The 17,219-nt window shown below is 66.5% G+C and carries 12 protein-coding genes; 7 read left to right on the forward strand and 5 right to left on the reverse strand.

Going from position 1 to position 17,219, the window contains the following annotated elements:
- The first annotated feature begins 86 nt into the window (after nucleotides 1-86).
- Together IFT71_RS17590 and IFT71_RS17595 are read left to right on the forward strand one after the other, a co-directional pair.
- Nucleotides 87-2,357, forward strand: a complete 2,271-nt coding sequence (locus IFT71_RS17590; protein ID WP_192142564.1) for a glycosyltransferase family 4 protein — start codon at nucleotides 87-89, stop codon at nucleotides 2,355-2,357.
- Between the two features lie 52 nt (nucleotides 2,358-2,409).
- Nucleotides 2,410-3,693, forward strand: a complete 1,284-nt coding sequence (locus IFT71_RS17595) for a glycoside hydrolase family 130 protein (RefSeq protein ID WP_031440075.1) — start codon at nucleotides 2,410-2,412, stop codon at nucleotides 3,691-3,693.
- Between the two features lie 214 nt (nucleotides 3,694-3,907).
- Here IFT71_RS17595 and IFT71_RS17600 read toward each other — a convergent pair whose 3' ends face one another.
- Both IFT71_RS17600 and IFT71_RS17605 read right to left on the reverse strand, forming a co-directional pair.
- Complete coding sequence (locus IFT71_RS17600) at nucleotides 3,908-5,881, reverse strand: OPT family oligopeptide transporter (protein ID WP_244655022.1); 1,974 nt, start codon at nucleotides 5,879-5,881, stop codon at nucleotides 3,908-3,910.
- 137 nt (nucleotides 5,882-6,018) lie between these two features.
- The gene (locus IFT71_RS17605; protein WP_244655023.1) at nucleotides 6,019-7,260 is read right to left on the reverse strand and encodes an N-acetylmuramoyl-L-alanine amidase family protein; all 1,242 of its coding nucleotides are present in this window, start codon (nucleotides 7,258-7,260) and stop codon (nucleotides 6,019-6,021) included.
- A gap of 567 nt (nucleotides 7,261-7,827) precedes the next feature.
- On the opposite strand from IFT71_RS17605, the gene IFT71_RS17610 reads away from it, so the two are divergent.
- The 5 genes from IFT71_RS17610 (at nucleotide 7,828) to IFT71_RS17630 (ending at nucleotide 14,921) form a co-directional block, all read left to right on the forward strand.
- Nucleotides 7,828-10,788 (forward strand): ribonuclease E/G, encoded by a 2,961-nt coding sequence (locus IFT71_RS17610; protein ID WP_192142654.1) that lies wholly within the window; start codon nucleotides 7,828-7,830, stop codon nucleotides 10,786-10,788.
- Nucleotides 10,789-10,986: 198 nt separating this feature from the next.
- Nucleotides 10,987-12,342, forward strand: coding sequence for a M48 family metalloprotease (locus IFT71_RS17615; RefSeq protein ID WP_192142566.1), 1,356 nt, complete (start codon nucleotides 10,987-10,989; stop codon nucleotides 12,340-12,342).
- Entirely contained in the window at nucleotides 12,339-13,049 is a 711-nt protein-coding gene (locus IFT71_RS17620; RefSeq protein WP_192142577.1) for a DsbA family protein, read from the forward strand. The genes IFT71_RS17615 and IFT71_RS17620 overlap by 4 nt, the downstream gene beginning before the upstream one ends.
- 169 nt (nucleotides 13,050-13,218) lie before the next feature.
- Nucleotides 13,219-14,148, forward strand: coding sequence for an ABC transporter ATP-binding protein (locus tag IFT71_RS17625; protein ID WP_192142579.1), 930 nt, complete (start codon nucleotides 13,219-13,221; stop codon nucleotides 14,146-14,148).
- A complete protein-coding gene (locus IFT71_RS17630) occupies nucleotides 14,145-14,921 on the forward strand; it encodes an ABC transporter permease (protein ID WP_107931556.1) in 777 nt (258 codons plus the stop codon). The genes IFT71_RS17625 and IFT71_RS17630 overlap by 4 nt, the downstream gene beginning before the upstream one ends.
- Here IFT71_RS17630 and IFT71_RS17635 read toward each other — a convergent pair.
- From IFT71_RS17635 to IFT71_RS17645, 3 genes are read right to left on the reverse strand one after another with little or no spacing between them, the layout of a single operon-like run.
- Entirely contained in the window at nucleotides 14,918-15,625 is a 708-nt protein-coding gene (locus IFT71_RS17635) for a CPBP family intramembrane glutamic endopeptidase (protein WP_192142581.1), read from the reverse strand. The genes IFT71_RS17630 and IFT71_RS17635 overlap by 4 nt on opposite strands.
- Nucleotides 15,626-15,638: 13 nt before the next feature.
- Nucleotides 15,639-16,460, reverse strand: coding sequence for a 2,3,4,5-tetrahydropyridine-2,6-dicarboxylate N-succinyltransferase (dapD, locus tag IFT71_RS17640; RefSeq protein ID WP_192142583.1), 822 nt, complete (start codon nucleotides 16,458-16,460; stop codon nucleotides 15,639-15,641).
- The gene (locus tag IFT71_RS17645) at nucleotides 16,457-17,122 is read right to left on the reverse strand and encodes a pyrimidine 5'-nucleotidase (RefSeq protein WP_031393493.1); all 666 of its coding nucleotides are present in this window, start codon (nucleotides 17,120-17,122) and stop codon (nucleotides 16,457-16,459) included. The genes dapD and IFT71_RS17645 overlap by 4 nt, the downstream gene beginning before the upstream one ends.
- Between the last annotated feature and the right edge of the window lie 97 nt (nucleotides 17,123-17,219).

Here is a 17,219-nt window from a genome sequence, read left to right on the forward strand (position 1 = left end):
AATGCAACTTTCATACCTTGTCAGCCGTTGGAGGTGAGCGCGATGCCGGGTTAGCCTGTTATGCGCGCTCAGACAAAGGACAGGGTATGGCGTTACCGGCGGACGGGACCAAGATCACGCGGCTGGCACTCATTGGCAATTTTTTGCCGAGGCGGTGCGGTATCGCGACCTATACGACGGACGTGTTCACGGCGATGCGGGCGCGCTTTCCCGAGGTCGCGGTCGACGTCTATGCGATGGATGATCATCCTGGCCTGTACGAGTATCCGCCGGAAGTCGTTGGAACGATCCCCGAAACTGACCTGACCGCCTATCTGGATGCCGCGCGCAAGATCGATGCGAGCGGAGCCCAGGCAATCTGGGTTCAGCACGAATACGGCATCTACGGTGGCCCGGCCGGGGACTATCTGCTCGCGCTGCTCGACCGCACGACGCTGCCGGTCGTCGTTGCGTTGCACACGATCCTCGAACGTCCCAATCCCGACGAACGCCGCGTCATGGAGGGCCTGTTGCGCCGTGCCGCGCGCGTCATCGTGATGGCGGAGCGTGGCCGCGACATCCTCCAGCGCGTCTATGGCGCCAGCCCGCGGCAGATCGTGATGATCCCGCACGGCGTGCCCGATCGCGACCTCGTCGAACCCGACACGCTGAAGGCGCAATTCGGTTGGGAAGGCCGCAAGGTCGTGCTGACCTTCGGGCTCCTCGCACCGAACAAGGGTATCGAAACAGTGATCGAGGCGCTGCCCGCGGTCATCGAACGTCATCCCAATCTTCTTTACGTCGTGCTCGGCGCGACGCACCCCAATCTCGTCGCGCATCAGGGCGAGGCGTATCGTGATCGTCTCAAGGCGCTGACCGAAGAGCGCGGCGTGGCGGGCAATGTCGCCTTCATCGACGCGTTCGTCGAACATGATGAGCTGCTGAGCTATCTGCAGGCGGCAGATATCTATGTGACGCCCTACACCAACCCGGCGCAGATCACCTCGGGCACGCTTAGCTACGCCATCGGCGTCGGCAAGCCCGTCATCTCGACCCCGTACGTCCATGCGACGGAAATCCTCGCCGATGGGCATGGCGTTCTTGTCCCGTTCGGAGATGTCGCTGCCTTCGCGCGCGAGATCGACATGCTGCTGTCGAGTGATCGCGACCGCCATCGCTTGGCCGAGCGCGCCTATGCGCGCGGTCGTACGATGATCTGGCCACAGCTTGCCGAAACATCGATGGCAGAGATCCGCGCGGTGGTCGCGGCACGCCCTTTTCGTCTGGCCAAGCCTTCGCCCCCGTTGAAGCCGCTTGCGCCTGACTTCGCGGCCGTCGAACGGATGAGTGATTCGACGGGCATGCTCCAGCATTCGATCTACTCGATCCCCGATCGCCGGCATGGCTATTGCATCGACGACAATTGCCGTGCGCTCATGCTGATGAGCGCGATGCCGGACATGGATGAGGTCCAGCGCGACAAGTGGACGACGATCTATGCGTCGTTTGTACAATATGCCTGGAACCCCGACGAGCGTCGCTTCCGCAACTTCATGAGCTTCGACCGGAGCTGGTGCGAGGATGTCGGGTCTGAGGATTCCAACGGTCGCACCGTCTGGGCGCTCGGCATCACGGCACGCGATGCGCAGTTGGCCAAGCATCGCGACTGGGCGACGGCGATGTATGACTCGACCGCATCCTGTGCGCTCGAGCTCGGCAGCCTGCGCGCGCAGGCCTTTGCGATGCTCGGCGCGGCGGCGATGCTCGAGGCGAGCCCCGGGCATCAGCTCTCGCTGTCGATCCTGGCAAAGTTCCCAGATGTCCATCTGGCACTGCTCGAGAAGACGCGACGTCCCGAATGGCAGTGGTTCGAGATCGTCCTCGCCTATGACAATGCGCGCCTGCCACAGGCGCTTATTCGTGCGGGCCAGGCGCTCGGCCGCCAGGACCTGATCGATTGCGGTCTGGCGACACTCGAATGGATCGTCGCCAAGCAGACCTCGCCCGAGGGTCGCTTCCGCGCGGTTGGCACGGAAAGCTTCGGACGCTCCTATGAGGATCCGCTGCAGTTCGACCAGCAGCCGCTGGAGGCACAGGCCACCGTCGATGCCTGCATGGCGGCGTTCGAGGCCACCGGCGACCTGCGCTGGCGTGACGAGGCCGAGCGTGCCTATCGCTGGTTCCTGGGCGGGAATGACCTCAATCTGCCGCTCGCGAGCATCGCCGATGGTGGCTGTTTCGATGGATTGATGCCGACGGGATTGAACCGCAACCAGGGTGCAGAGTCGATTTTGGCGCTGCAATTGGCCAATTGTGCGATTTCGGGGGTATCAAACGCAGCCCAAAGCGTGGCAGGAGCCTCGCGCGTCGTCGCATAGCCTCGCTAGCGTCGGCGTCCCAAGGTGGAACGGCACGCGAGGCATAAGCACGATGGACCTGTTTACCCACCAGCTGCGGTTGCACGCCGACCCGTCACGGGTCGTCGTCCGGCCCTTTCATATCGCCTGGGCCGGCAATGCCGGTGCACCCAGTCGTACCGAGCGACTGGTCGGCGAAGTTCTCGAGATGACGAGCGCCGAGGCGCGGATCCAGCTCGAGGTGGTGCTGAAGGATTTCGAGGCGCGGCACTGGCAGACGCGGCGCGTGTTCATGACGCGCTACGACCAGATCGAGGACATGCTCGGGCTCAACGGCGCGGATATCGGTGATGAGAAGCGCCAGCTGATCGGCGCCTATTTCTGCCATGAATACAGCTATGCCGCCGCCGCGCTGATGAACCCCAGCGCGGTGCCGCATTTCGACCAGTCGGGGATGCCGCCGGGCAGCCTGCGCATCCTGATGTCGATGCGCGCGGTCGGCGAAGGTCACATCTCGTCGGTCGCCTTCCGCGAAGGCATCATCACCGACCAGAATCTGATGAAGCTCGCGCCCGAGCCGCCCTTCGCCACCGCGACCGACGCGGTCGGCAGCGGCGAGGACGAGATGCCGCAGGGCCCCGTCACCGTCTATCGCCACCGCGACAGCACGCTCAGCGGCACCGTGATCTTCCCGATCACCCAGGCGCAGTCGAAGGGGCTGGAGGATCTGCGCATCGTCCGCTTCCAGCACGACAATGGCGACTATGAATGGATCGGCACCTACACCGCCTATAACGGCTCGGTCATCCAGTCCGAACTGATGCGGACGCGCGATTTCCGCGCGTTCGATCTCGTCCCGATGACTGGCCCCGCCGCGCGCAACAAGGGCATGGCGCTGTTCCCGCGCAAGGTGAACGGCCAGTATATGATGATCGGCCGGCAGGATGGCGAGAACCTGTTCCTGCTGAAGTCGGACACGCTGACCGACTGGGACGACGGCGAGAAGATCCTGACGCCGCTCTATCCGTGGGAGCTCGTCCAGATCGGCAATTGCGGCCCGCCGATCGAACTCGACGAGGGCTGGTTGCTGCTCACGCACGGCGTCGGCGCGATGCGCAAATATTCGATCGGTGCGGTGCTGCTCGACAAGGACGACCCGTCGAAGGTGATCGGCCGCACGCAGCAGCCGATTCTCGCCGCCAAGGATCAGGACCGCGAGGGCTATGTCCCCAACGTCGTCTACAGCTGCGGCGCGCTGCGCCACGGCGATGCGCTGTTCCTGCCTTACGGGATCGCCGACAGCTCGATCGGCTTCGCCTTCGTCAAGATCACGGACATGCTCGCCGCGATGAAGTGAGGCTACCCCGCACCCCAACCACCACCCCGGCGAAGGCCGGGGCCCAGTTGGGGGACGGTAGTAACGACTAACGGCCCTCCGTTACGTCGACCTCCCCAACTGGGCCCCGGCCTCCGCCGGGGTGGTGCGAAATACCTCGGCGCACGCGTGTATCCTGTTCTCCCGCGAAGGCGGGAGCCCAGTCTGGGTCCCCGCCTTCGCGGGGAAACACTCTTTACTGCGACGCCGCCATCGTCCGCCGGTACATCACCCAGGTCAGCAGCGCGAACAGCAGGGTTCCGCCGACCAGCGCGATGGGCACGAACCCCTCCCCGACCAGCGCCAGCGGCGTCTCCTGGTTGGTGAGATAGACGATCCCGGCAAACCCCACGCCCCATAGCGACTCGCCGACGATCATCCCCGTCGCGGTCAGCACGCCCATCCGCCTGGCAAGCTCGGGATCGCGCGCGCGGTCGGCCCAGCGGTCATAGGCATAGCCGACCACCGCGCCGATCGTGACCGGCAACGTCACCGCCATTGGCAGATACACGCCCAGCCCGACGCCCAGCGGCGGCAACCGCAGTTTGCCCGCCTTGCCCAGCAGTTCGTCGAGCGCGATCACCGCGACCCCGGTCATCGCGCCATAGCCGATCATTGCCCAGTTGAGATTGCCCCCCAGCACGCCCTTGGCGAGCGCCGAGATCAACGCCGCCTGCGGTGCGGCCAGCGCATTGGGCCCAGCCCCCGGCGCACCCGCAAAGCCAAGCGTGCTGCCGAGCAGGTTGAGTACCGGCGGCACGACGATCGACCCGAACACCACGCCGATCAGCAGCGCGACCTGCTGCTTCCACGGCGTCGCACCGACCAACTGCCCGGTCTTCAGATCCTGGAGATTGTCGTTCGAGATCGTCGCGATGCCGAACACCACGCCGGTCACGATCAGGCCGTAGGCGACCAGCGCCTGCGTCGTCCCCGGCTCGACCGCACGGCCGAACCACGACACCAGCAGGATCGATGCGGCGAGGATGGCGAGGATGCCGATGCCCGATACGGGTGAATTCGACGCGCCGATCAGCCCCGCCATGTACCCGCACACCGCCGCGATCACGAGGCCGATGACCAGGATGAACGCAAGACTCCCTGCGATCAGCCCGATCGCCGACGCCTCGAGCGGCCCGCCCTGGAGGACGGTCCACAGCAGGATCCCGATCGGCACGAGCATCGCCAGCGACGCGATCCCGACGATCCCGATCGGGATGTCGCGCTCCTCGAGTGCCAGCACTTCGCCGCCGCGCTTGGCTGCCGACGCCGCCAGCGCCGATCGCACGCCGCCGACCACGGGCCCTGCGATCTTGAGCAAGGTCCAGATCGCCGCGACGCCGATCACGCCCGCACCGAAGAACCGCACGTCCGACCGGAACACGGTCGTCGCGATCACTTCCGCGGTGCCGGTCACGCTCCCCGCCGAGGTCAGGATCGGCAGCAGGATCCACCAGCCGATCACCACGCCCGTAAACATCGCCATCCCGACCGAGATGCCGACCAGATGCCCCGCGCCCAGCAGCGCGAACGACAATCCGCCGGAAATCCCGGTCGCGCCTGCGCCGACGCGGAACCACGTTGCTGCCTCCGCGGCGACCAGCTTGGTCTGAGTCAGGATCGCGAACCCGGCTGACACCAGCGCGTTGACGACGATGATGCCGAGCCCGCGTGCGCTCTCCTCGCCGCCCTCACGGCTGCCCGCGCCGACTTTCAGCACTTCGGCGGCCGCGCGGCCCTCCGGATAGGGCAGCACCGTGTCGACGACGAGTGCACGGCGCAGCGGGACCGAGAACAGCACGCCGAGCACGCCGCCGAACATCGTGATCGCCGCGGTGGTGAAGAACGGGAACCCCTGCCACCAGCCGATCATCACCAGGCCGGGCAGCACGAAGATGATCGCCGCCAGCGTGCCCGCCGCGGACGCGATCGTCTGGACGATGTTGTTCTCGAGGATCGTCGAATCCTTGAACAGCCGCAGCACGGCCATCGAGATCACCGCGGCGGGGATCGACGTCGCGAAGGTCAGCCCGATCTTCAAACCCAGATAGACGTTCGCCGCGGTAAACAGCAGCGTGATGATCGCGCCGAGCACGACCCCGCGAAAGGTAAGCTCGCGCATGCTCGTCTCGGGCCCGGTCTCGGATACGCCCCGCGTCGCGTCGGTCATCAGATCGTCCTAACCAGAAACACGTGCCCCGGCGGAGGCCGAGGCCCAGTCGGAACGTCCTCCAACCGGGCCTCGGCCTCCGCCGGGGTCCTAGCCGTCAGGATGCCGCGCTCTTGCCTTGAGCGCAACCGGCCGGATCAGCGCGCCACCATCCGCCGCGCGAAATGCACCGTGACCGCGCGCGTCACGCTCTCCGCGATCCGCTGCCGTCCCTCGTCGCTGTCGAGAAACGCCGCGTCCTGCGGGTTCGAAATATAGCCCGTCTCGAACAGGATAGAGGGCATGTCGGGCGCCTTGAGCACCATCAGCGACGCCATGCGGTGGAAATTCGGTTTGAGCGGCATCAGCGGCTTGGCCTCGCGTCCCAACAACCGCGCGAACGTGGCGGACGCGTTCATCGTCTCGCGCTGCGTCAGGTCGATCAGGATCGACGACACGTCGGCAGGCGCCTCGCCCAGATTCACCCCGGAGATCACATCCGCCTTGTTCTCGCGCGCGGCTAGCCGCGCCGCCTCCTTGTCGGACGCCACCTCGGACAGAGTATAGGCAGTCGCGCCGCTCGCGCCTTCGGATCCGGTACTGTCGCAGTGGACCGAGATGAACAGGTCGCCCTTCAACCGCCGTGCGACGCCGTACCGCTCGCGCAGCACGAGGAACCGGTCGTCGCTCCGCGTGAGCGCGACCCGCACCCGCCCCGAAGCGAGCAGCGCGTCACGGATCGCCTTGGCGACCTTGAGGGTCACGTCCTTCTCGCGCAGCCCGTCAGGGCCGATCGCGCCGGGATCGACTCCGCCATGCCCGGCATCGATCACCACCAGCGGACGCATATCGTCGCCCTCGACCCGCGGCAGCGCGATCCCGCGCGCGCGCGGCGGCACCGGGATCGACACTTTGTACCGCGGCGCCGGCCGCGCGGCGAAAGTGACCGGGAAGAAATTCAGCGGGCCGGCGATACTGGCCTGCGCAAAGGCCGCATCGTCGACACGGCGCAAGGCCAGCGTCAGTTCGCGTCCCTGCGAATCGAACCCGCCATCCGCCACGATCACCGGCTCGGCCAAGTCGAACAGCATCCGCAGCCCGGTGCCGCCGTGCCGGCGCTGCGTGATGCGGGTCACGACGCCCCCCGGCCTCACGGTTCCGCCGGGCTTCGCGTTCGCGATATCGACCGCGATCTGCCGTTGTCCGGTCAGGATCTGGCTCACGCCGCTGCCGACCGGTGCATCGAAGCGGATCACGATCTGCGTCCGGCCGATCGCGATGCTCTGGACGGTCGCCGCCAGCGCGGGAACGCCGGACAGCCAGCCGAGCAGCAGGGCGATGATCGCAACCATCCTGCGTCCATGCCGTGCGACCGCGCTGCCGGTCCAGCGAAAAGCCATTCTACACTCCCTGGATCGGTCGAGCCCGACCGAAACGAGACGCCTACGCCACGCCCCCGCAAGAGGATCTTGCGGAGCAGGGTTAATAGCCTGTTTGCCTTGGTTTTCCCATATCCGTGGCTGCCGGCGCGGCTGCCGGACAAATCGCCGCGCGGAAATACAGCGTGTGAAAATGCCGGGTTTCAAGGCTTGGGACGGCCCCGCGCCGGGCCAGTTGCGGGATCTGCAATGCGGTGCTAGTCCTGCCGTGCACCCGTGCGTCGCTAGAGTTTGCCAGCGACGCGCCGGTCTCAACGCCCGCCTTCGGATCCTCGACGGCGCGGCAATTTCAGGTTGACGCTCGAATGACGCATTCCCCCCGCCCCGCTCACCGATCGGCCTTCGCCGACGGGATCGCGGTCGTGCGGGCGCCGCAGGGTGAGTTCCCGCAGCATGCGCGTCGAGCAGAGGCAGTTTCGCATACCTTCCGCGAGTCCGGGCGTCCGTGTCCGACCGCACCACCATCAAGCGCGCGACGGCTGCCATCAGGCCCGGCGCGCGCGCGGAGAATCTATTATGACAACGCGTATGCTGATCGACGCACGCCACCGGGAAGAAACCCGGATCGCCGTCGTCAAGGGTAACCGGATCGAGGAATTCGATTTCGAAAGCGCCGAGCGCAAGCAGCTCAAGGGCAACATCTACCTCGCCAAGGTCACGCGGGTCGAACCGTCGCTCCAGGCGGCGTTCATCGATTACGGCGGCAATCGCCACGGCTTCCTCGCGTTCAGCGAAATCCACCCCGATTACTACCAGATCCCCAAGGAAGACCGTGACGCACTGCTCCGCGAAGAGGCCGAGCATGCCGCCGAGGAGGCCGCGCTGCGCGCCGACTATGACGCGGACGACGAAGAGGGTGACGACGAGGACGATATCGAGCGCTTCGAGGACGATGGCGGGGTAGATCCCGACGTCGCCGAGGAGCTCGAAGGCGGCGAAGAGACCGGCGAGGCCCCGCGTCGCAAGCGCAAGCCGAACGGCGACGAGGCCGCGGTCGAGGATCTGCGCGAGCGTCGCATGAACCTGCGCCGCCGCTACAAGATCCAGGACGTGATCCATCGCCGTCAGGTGCTGCTCGTCCAGGTCGTCAAGGAAGAGCGCGGCAACAAGGGCGCAGCCCTGACCACGTACCTGTCGCTGGCGGGCCGCTACTGCGTGCTGATGCCCAATACGAGCCACGGCGGCGGCATCTCGCGCAAGATCAGCAACGCGGGCGATCGCAAGCGCCTGAAGTCGATCATGGCCGACATGCAGCTGCCGCCCTCGATGGGCTGCATCGTCCGCACCGCCGGGCTGCAGCGCAGCAAGGTCGAGATCAAGCGCGACTTCGATTACCTCGCCCGCCTGTGGGACGGGATCCGCGAGGCGACGCTGAAGGCGTCGGCGCCCGCGCTCGTGTATGGCGACAGCGACCTGATCAAGCGCGCGATCCGCGACATCTACAACAAGGAAATCGAAGAGGTCATCGTTGAGGGCGAGGACGGCTATCGCCAGGCGCGCGAGTTCATGCGCCTGCTGATGCCCACGCACGCCCGGCGCATCAAGCATTACGCCGACCCCGTGCCGCTGTTCCAGCGCGCGGGCGTCGAGGACCAGCTGTCGGCGATGTACCATCCGGTCGTCCAGCTGAAGTCGGGCGGCTATCTGGTCATCAACCCGACCGAGGCGCTCGTCTCGATCGACATCAACTCGGGCCGCTCGACGCGCGAACACAGTATCGAGCAGACCGCGACCGCGACCAACCTCGAGGCCGCACAGGAAATCGGCCGCCAGCTGCGCCTGCGCGACATGGCCGGGCTCGTCGTCATCGACTTCATCGACATGGATAACAATTCCAACGTCCGTAAGGTCGAGAAGGCGATGAAGGAGGCGCTGAAGAACGATCGTGCGCGCATCCAGATCGGCCGCATCTCGTCGTTCGGCCTGATGGAAATGAGCCGCCAGCGGCTGCGCACCGGCGTGCTCGAAGCGTCGACGCGCGCCTGCCCGCATTGCGAGGGCACCGGCCTGGTCCGCACCGCATCGTCGTCGGGCATCTCCGCGCTCCGCCTCATCGAGGACGAGGCCGCCCGCGGTCGCGGCTCGCTGCTGACGCTGCGCGCGAGCCAGGAAGCGGCCGTCTACATCCTCAACCGCAAGCGTGCCGACATCGCCGAGATCGAGGATCGCTACGGCGTGATCGTCGAGATCATTCCCGGCCAGGACGAGGAAGGCGCGCACATGACGGTCGAGGCCAGTGGCCCGCCGCCCGCGCATCCGCCGAAGTTCGTCCAGATCATCGAAGAGGACGAGGACGATCTTCCCGAAGAGATCGAGGACGAGATCGAGGAGGACGAGGTCGAAGAGGCCGAGGCCGAACAGCCGCGTCGTCGCGAGGGGGGCCGCGAAGGTGGTCGTGAGCAGACCGCGCCACGTGAGGGCCGCGATGCCGATGGCGAGGGCGGCAAGAAGCGCCGTCGCCGCCGCGGTCGTCGGGGCCGGGCACGCCCGGGTGAGGACGGCGCCGTCGGTGGTACGAGCGAGGATGGCGCGTTCGAGGACGTCGACACCAATGTCGAGGAAATCGACGAAGGCGTCGGCGAGATCGTCGAAGTCGGCGGTGGCGAGGAGATCGAAGGTACGGCTCCGGCCGAACAGGCCAATGGCGTCGAAGGCGAAGGCCGTCGTCGTCGCGGACGTCGCGGACGTCGCGGTGGTCGGCGCAACGACCAGGGCGGCGAGCAGGGCGGCGAGCAGACCGGCGCCGAGACGGGCGAGTCGATTGCCGTCAGCAGCATCGACACCGCGGCACTGATCGCCGAGGCACCCGAGCCGGAAGCGTTTGCGCCGGTCGAGACGTCCGAGGCCGAGTCGGTGTTCGAAGACGTGCCGTCCGCGCCGGTCGCCGAGGCTCCCAAGATGCGTCGTCGCCCGCGCGCCCGTGCGGCCGCCGCGACGATCAACGCTGACCCGGTCGCCGAAACGGCGCCCAAGTCGCGTCGGGGTCGCAAGCCGCGTCCGGTCGAGACGGCCGACGAGACGACCATGGCACCAGAACCGGTCGTATCCGAAGTGCCCGTCACGCCCGAGCCGCAGGAACAGGCCGCTCCCGATCCGGTTGCGGCAGAGCCGGCGCGCAAGCCTGCACGGCGCCGTCGCGAGGCGGTTGCCGATGCGACGATGGACGAGGTTGGCGCTACGCCTGCCGAGACGCTGGAGGCGTCCGCGCCGAAGCCCAAGCGCGCGCGTCGCAAGGCGAGCGATACGGCGGTCGAGCTCGCAGCCGTCGAGGAGGCCCCTGCCAAGGTCGCCAAGCCGCGTGGTCGGCCGCGCAAGGCCGCGGTGATCGAGGCCGGCGACGCCGCCCCGACCAGCGAGGTGCTTGCCGCGCCGGTCGAGACCACGCCGCCGCAGGTCGAGGTCCAGCCGCAGGACGCCGACGCGCCGGGCACGAACGACGACCCCGATGGCGCGCCGCGCCGTGGCTGGTGGCAGCGCACCTTCGGCTGACGCCAAGCCATAGCCGTTGAGACGGGCGCGATCGAAAGGTCGCGCCCGTTTTCATTTCGGCGCATTCGGACCAATTGGTTCCGGCGATCGGCCGCTTGGGTCGTGCTACGTCCTGCAGCTCACCATCGGGCGTCGGCGCCGCGCACCTCGTCGTCCCCGCCATTGCTCCCCCGCCGCCGATCGACGATACTGCGCGATATGAAGCGCTTCGTCGCGGCCCTGACCGCCACCCTCCTGCTCTGGGCGCAACCCGCACAGGCGCAGTCGATCCTCCGCGATGCGGAAACCGAAACGATGTTCGCCGAAATGTCCGGCCCGCTGATCACGGCGGCAGGCCTGTCGCCGCGCGACGTCAAGGTTGTGCTGATCAACGACGATTCGATCAATGCGTTCGTCGCGGGCGGCCAGACCGTCTATGTCCATTCGGGCCTGCTCCAGGCGGCGGACAATGCGAACGAAGTCCAGGGCGTGATCGCGCACGAACTCGGCCACATCGCCGACGGTCATGTCGTCCTCTCCGATCGCGGGACCAAACCCGCGATGGGCATGTACCTGCTCTCGATGGTGCTCGGCCTGGCGGCGATGGCGGCGGGCAGCGGCGAGGCGGGCGCGGGGATCATGGCGGCCGGACAACAGGCCGCGATGGGCAATTACCTGGCGTTCAGCCGCACGCAGGAATCCACTGCGGATGCGAGCGGCGCCAAATATCTGCGGGAGGCCAACGTCACGGGCCGCGGCATGCTGAGCTTTTTCAAGAAGCTGCAGCAGCAGGAATATCGCTTCGGCACCGCCAATATCGACCCGTTCATGCAGTCGCATCCGCTGTCGGGCGAGCGCGTCTCGGCGCTGACAGCGGATCTCCAGGCGTCGCCCGCCTGGGCTAACAAGCCCGATGCTGCGCTCGAGGAACGTTTCCGCCGCGTGAAGGCCAAGCTTGCCGGCTATGTCCTGCCCGCGCCGCGCACGCTGCAAAGCTATCCGCCGAGCGACCAGTCGATCTACGCGCATTACGCCCGGGCCTATGCCTATCATAAATCGGGCTATCCCGACAAAGCCGATGCTGAGGCGGACGCGCTGGTGAAGGCCAAGCCCGACGATCCCTATTTCCTCGAGATCAAGGGCCAGATCCTGCTCGAGGCGGGCAGGCCGGTCGAGTCGCTCGTCCCGTTGCGCGAGGCGACCGAGGGTTCGCGCAACAACCCGCTGATCGCCACGACGTTCGGCCACGCGCTGATCGCGACCGAGAACAAGGCGAATTATCCCGAGGCGACGAAGGTCCTGCGCACGGCGGTCGGCCGCGACGATGAGAACCCGTTCGCCTGGATGCAGCTCGGCACCGTCTACGAACTGACCGGCGATACCGCGCGTGCGGCGCTCGCCACCGCCGAGCGCGCGAGCATGGGCGGCGACATGCGGACCGCATCGGCCAGCGCGCGCTATGCGCTTGCCAACATCCCCGCCAACACCCCCGACTGGATCCGCGCGCAGGATATCGCAATGGCCGCGCAGAACGAGATGGACGACAATCCCAAGCAGTATAAGCGGCGCCGATGAACAAGATGATGTTGCCCGCCATCGCGGCGGTCGGGGCGGTCCTGGGCGGATTCGCGGTGTGGGGCTATGATCGCCAGGGCGGTGGCGTCGAGCGCGCACAGGTCGAGGCGATCGTCCACGACTACATGCTCGCGCATCCCGAGATCCTGCCCGAAGCGATGGAGAAACTGCGCGACCGCGAGTCGGGCAAGACGGTCGCTGCCAACCGCGATGCGATCGTCACGCCGTTCGGCAGCGCCTGGGCGGGCAACCCCAAGGGCGACGTCACGCTCGTCGAATATTTCGATTATAATTGCGGGTATTGCCGTGCGAGCCTGCCGATGATCGCAAAGCTGATCGCCGCAGACCCCAAGATCCGCGTCGTCTTCCGCGAATTGCCGATCCTCAGCGCAGAAAGCCGCGTCGCTGCCCGCGCGAGCCTCGCGGCCGCCCAACAGGGCAAGTTCGCAGCCTTCCACGACGCGCTCTACGCCGGCGGCCCGGTCAGCGACGCGACGATCGCGGCGGCAGCGGCGAAGGCCGGGGTCGACATCAATCAGGCCGGTTTCACCAAGACCGCCGATGCAGAGATCGGCAAGAACATGGAAACCGCGGCCAAGCTCGGCATGACGGGCACGCCAAGCTGGGTGGTCGGCGACCGCATCCTGTCCGGCGCACTGCCGCTCGAGGACCTGCAAAAGGCGGTCGCCGCCGCCCGCGCCGGATAAGCCGACTTCGCAAACCCCCATTTCGTCATCCCCGCGGAGGCGGGGACCCATATTGGCGAACGTCCGAGTCTATGGATCCCCGCCTCCGCGGGGATGACGATGGGGTCGCGTCAGGCCTTACTTTCACACCCCACCACCCCCATCTTCCCCTCACTTAAAAGGGGCCCCAATGACCGAACCGATCCTGTCCGTTGCGGGCGTCACGAAGACCTACAAAAGCGGTACCACCGCACTCCACCCCGTCGATCTGGACATCCGCAAGGGCGAGATCTTCGCGCTGCTCGGGCCCAATGGTGCGGGCAAGACCACGCTGATCAGCATCATCTGCGGGATCGTCACGCCCAGCGCAGGAACGATTACCGTCGCGGGCTTCGACGCGATCCACGACTATAAGCAGGCGCGCAGCCGCATCGGTCTGGTCCCGCAGGAGCTGAACGTCGACATGTTCGAGACGGTGCTCGCCACCGTCACCTTCAGCCGCCGCCTGTTCGGTCGCTCGGGCCACAGCGCCTATATCGAACAGGTGCTGCGTGACCTGTCGCTCTGGGACAAGCGCCATGCGAAGATCATGGAATTGTCGGGCGGGATGAAGCGCCGTGTCCTGATCGCCAAGGCGTTGAGCCACGAGCCCGAGATCCTGTTCCTCGACGAACCCACCGCGGGCGTCGACGTCGCGCTGCGCCGCGACATGTGGAAGCTCGTCCACCGCCTGCGCGAGGGCGGCACGACGATCATCCTGACCACGCATTATATCGAGGAGGCCGAGGAGATGGCCGACCGCGTCGGCGTGATCAACAAGGGTAGACTGCTGCTCGTCGACGACAAGGCATCGCTGATGAAACAGCTGGGCAAGCGCGAGCTCGATCTGGCGTTGCAGGAGCCGATGACCGCGATCCCGCCCGAGCTGGCCGAATGGGACGTATCGCTGCAGGACGAGGGCAAGCGCCTGCGCTATGTGTTCGACGCACAGGCGGACCATACCGGCATCCCCTCGCTCCTGCGCAAGCTTGCCGAACTCGGCATCGGCTTCAAGGATCTCGAAACCAGCAAGTCGAGCCTCGAGGACATCTTCGTCGATCTCGTCGGAGAGCGCGCATGAACACCCCCTTTCTCAACTGGCACGGCGTCTGGGCGATCTATCGCTTTGAAATGGCGCGGGCCTTGCGCACGCTGTGGCAGAGCCTCGTCACCCCCGTCCTCACGACGTCGCTCTATTTCATCGTCTTCGGCGGCGCGATCGGCAGCCGGATGCAGGAGGTCGGCGGCGTCGGCTATGGCAGCTTCATCGTCCCCGGCCTGATCATGCTGTCGCTGCTGACGCAGAGCATCGCGAACGCATCGATCGGCATCTACTTCCCCAAATTCACCGGCACGATCTACGAACTGCTCTCCGCGCCCGTGTCCGCGATGGAGATGGTGATCGGCTATGTCGGGGCGGCGACCACCAAGTCGGTGATCATCGGCCTGATCATCCTGGCGACCGCCGCCTGTTTCGTGCCGCTGCATATCGCGCATCCGTTCGCGATGTTCGCCTTCCTGATCCTGACGGCCGTCGCGTTCAGCCTGTTCGGCTTCATCATCGGCGTGTGGGCGAACGGCTTCGAACAGCTGAACTTCGTCCCCGCGCTGCTGATCACGCCACTGACGTTTCTCGGCGGCGCGTTCTACTCGATCGACATGCTGCCCCAGCCCTGGCGCACGCTCAGCCTGGCCAACCCGGTCGTCTATCTGATCAGCGGGTTTCGCTGGAGCTTCTTCGGGCAAGGTGATGTCGCGGTCGGCATCAGCCTCGCGGTGACCGCGGCGTTCCTCGTCACCTGCCTCGTCGTGATCGCGTTGATCTTCAAGACCGGCTGGCGGATGAAGAACTAGGCGCGCCACGCCCCGTACGCCATCGGCCGCACGACCAGCGCGTTGATGTCGATCGCGATGTGAAACGCGATCGCCATCCACACGCTGTTCGTCAGGCCGTAGAGCACGGACAGCGCCACGCCCGACAGCGTCGTCGCGACGACGCCGCGCCACCCCTGATAGCGATGCACCCCGCCGAAGCAGAGGGCGGCGATGATCGTCCCGGCCAGCGCGCTGCCGGACACCAGCGCGATCAGCAGCGGGAGGAACAGGCGGAAGAACAGCTCTTCGCTGACCCCGGCACTGATCGCGAGGGCGATGGCCGGGAGAATGTCCTTGCGCGTCTTCGGCAGGACATCGGGGAAGGTGCCGATCTGGAACGCGCGGCGGCCGCGGCGCCACAAGACATGCGTGATCGCCGCGTTCGCGAGCGTGCCGAGCGCCATGCCGAGGATCAGTGGCGCGATCGGCAGGCGTGGCCAGTCGTCCGGCACCAGCGCGATTGCCGCAGGCTGCGCCGCCGCGAGCGGGTTCTGGCCGAGCAGGACGAGGCCGACCAGCGCGGGCAGACCGAACGACACCGCCAACCCGACCGCCCAGGCCGTCATCCGCCTTGCGGGGCTACGGCCCGGTCGTGTCGGCAGGCGAACGCGAAACGTCCGCCCCCGCCACAGGATCGCCAGCATGTAAACGGCGACGATCGCGAGCAGTGTCTGCGCGACCATCACCGCGACCGGTCTAGTCGCGCAGCAGGTCGTTGATGCTCGTCTTCGACCGAGTCTGGGCGTCGACGCGCTTGACGATCACGGCACAGTAGAGCGCGGGCTTGCCCTCCCCGCCGCCGATCGAACCCGGCACGACCACCGCATAAGGCGGCACTTCACCCTTGAAGACTTCGCCGGTCGCGCGGTCGATGATCTTGGTCGACGCGCCCAGATACACGCCCATCGACAGCACCGCGCCCTCACCGACGCGAACGCCCTCGGCGACCTCGGCACGCGCGCCGATGAATGCGCCGTCGCCGATGATCACGGGGTCGGCCTGAAGTGGCTCGAGCACGCCGCCGATGCCGGCACCGCCCGACAGATGGACGTTCTTGCCGATCTGCGCGCAGGATCCGACGGTCGCCCAGGCGTCGACCATCGTGCCCTCACCGACATAGGCGCCGATATTGACGAAGCTCGGCATCAGGATCGCGCCCTTGGCGATGAAGCTGCCGCGGCGCGCGACCGCGCCGGGAACGACGCGGATGCCGGCCGCGCGGAACTCGGCCTCGCCCCAGCCCGCGAACTTTGACGGCACCTTGTCGAACGCGGGTGCGCCGCCCGATCCGCCGTCGATCACGACATTGTCGTTGAGGCGGAACGACAGCAGCACGGCCTTTTTCAGCCACTGATTGACCTGCCACCCGTCACCGGCGGGCTCCGCAACCCGCGCGGTGCCTGCATCGAGCATCGCCAGCGCGCTGTCGACCGCATCGCGGATCTCGCCCTTCGTCTCCAGACCGAGATTTGCCCGGTCGTCCCAGGCGGTGTCGATGATCGTCTGCAGGTTGCTCATGATGTCTCCAGGATGGTTTCCAGCCACGGCGCGAGCACCGGGATGGTGAAATCGATATGATCGCGTTCCGCGCCCGGCGACTGTTCGGACCCGTTGTCGACCCACACCGTCGTCATGCCGATCGCCTTGGCGGGCAGCAGATTGCGGACCATGTCGTCGACGAACAGAGATTGGGCGGGGTCGATGTCGAACGCGGTACAAAAGCCTGCATAGGCCGATGCATGCGGCTTGGGCATCAGGTCCATCGCATGGATGTCGTGGATCGCCTCGAAACTCGCGCCAAGCCCGAGACGGTCGAGGATCTTCAGCGCATAGGGCGTGTCGCCGTTGGTGAAGATCAGCTTGCGCCCGGGCAGCTTGGCGATCGCTGCGACCAGCGGCGCATCATGCTCCAGCACGTCCATCTCGATGTCATGGACATGCGCGAGGAACGCGTGCGGATCGACGTGATGCTCGGTCATCAACCCCGACAGCGTCGTGCCGTGATTGTGGAAATAGCCCTTCTGCACGCGCCGCGCCTCGTCATGCTCGAGCCCGAGCAGGTCCTGGATGAACCCGGTCATCCGTGCGTCGACCTGCGAAAACAGATCGGCGCTCGCCGGATAGAGCGTGTTGTCCAGATCGAAGATCCAGTTGCGGACATGGTCAAGTCGGGCAAGCATCAGAGCGAACCTCTAGGCATCGTGGCGCGCAGGGACAAGCCGGCGCGGTGGGATCGAGCAGAGCGCTACGCAGCAAATTTGGCGGACACTGGATAAG

The sequence above is a fragment of the Sphingomonas sp. CFBP 13733 genome (assembly GCF_014841795.1).
GTDB lineage: Bacteria > Pseudomonadota > Alphaproteobacteria > Sphingomonadales > Sphingomonadaceae > Sphingomonas > Sphingomonas aerolata.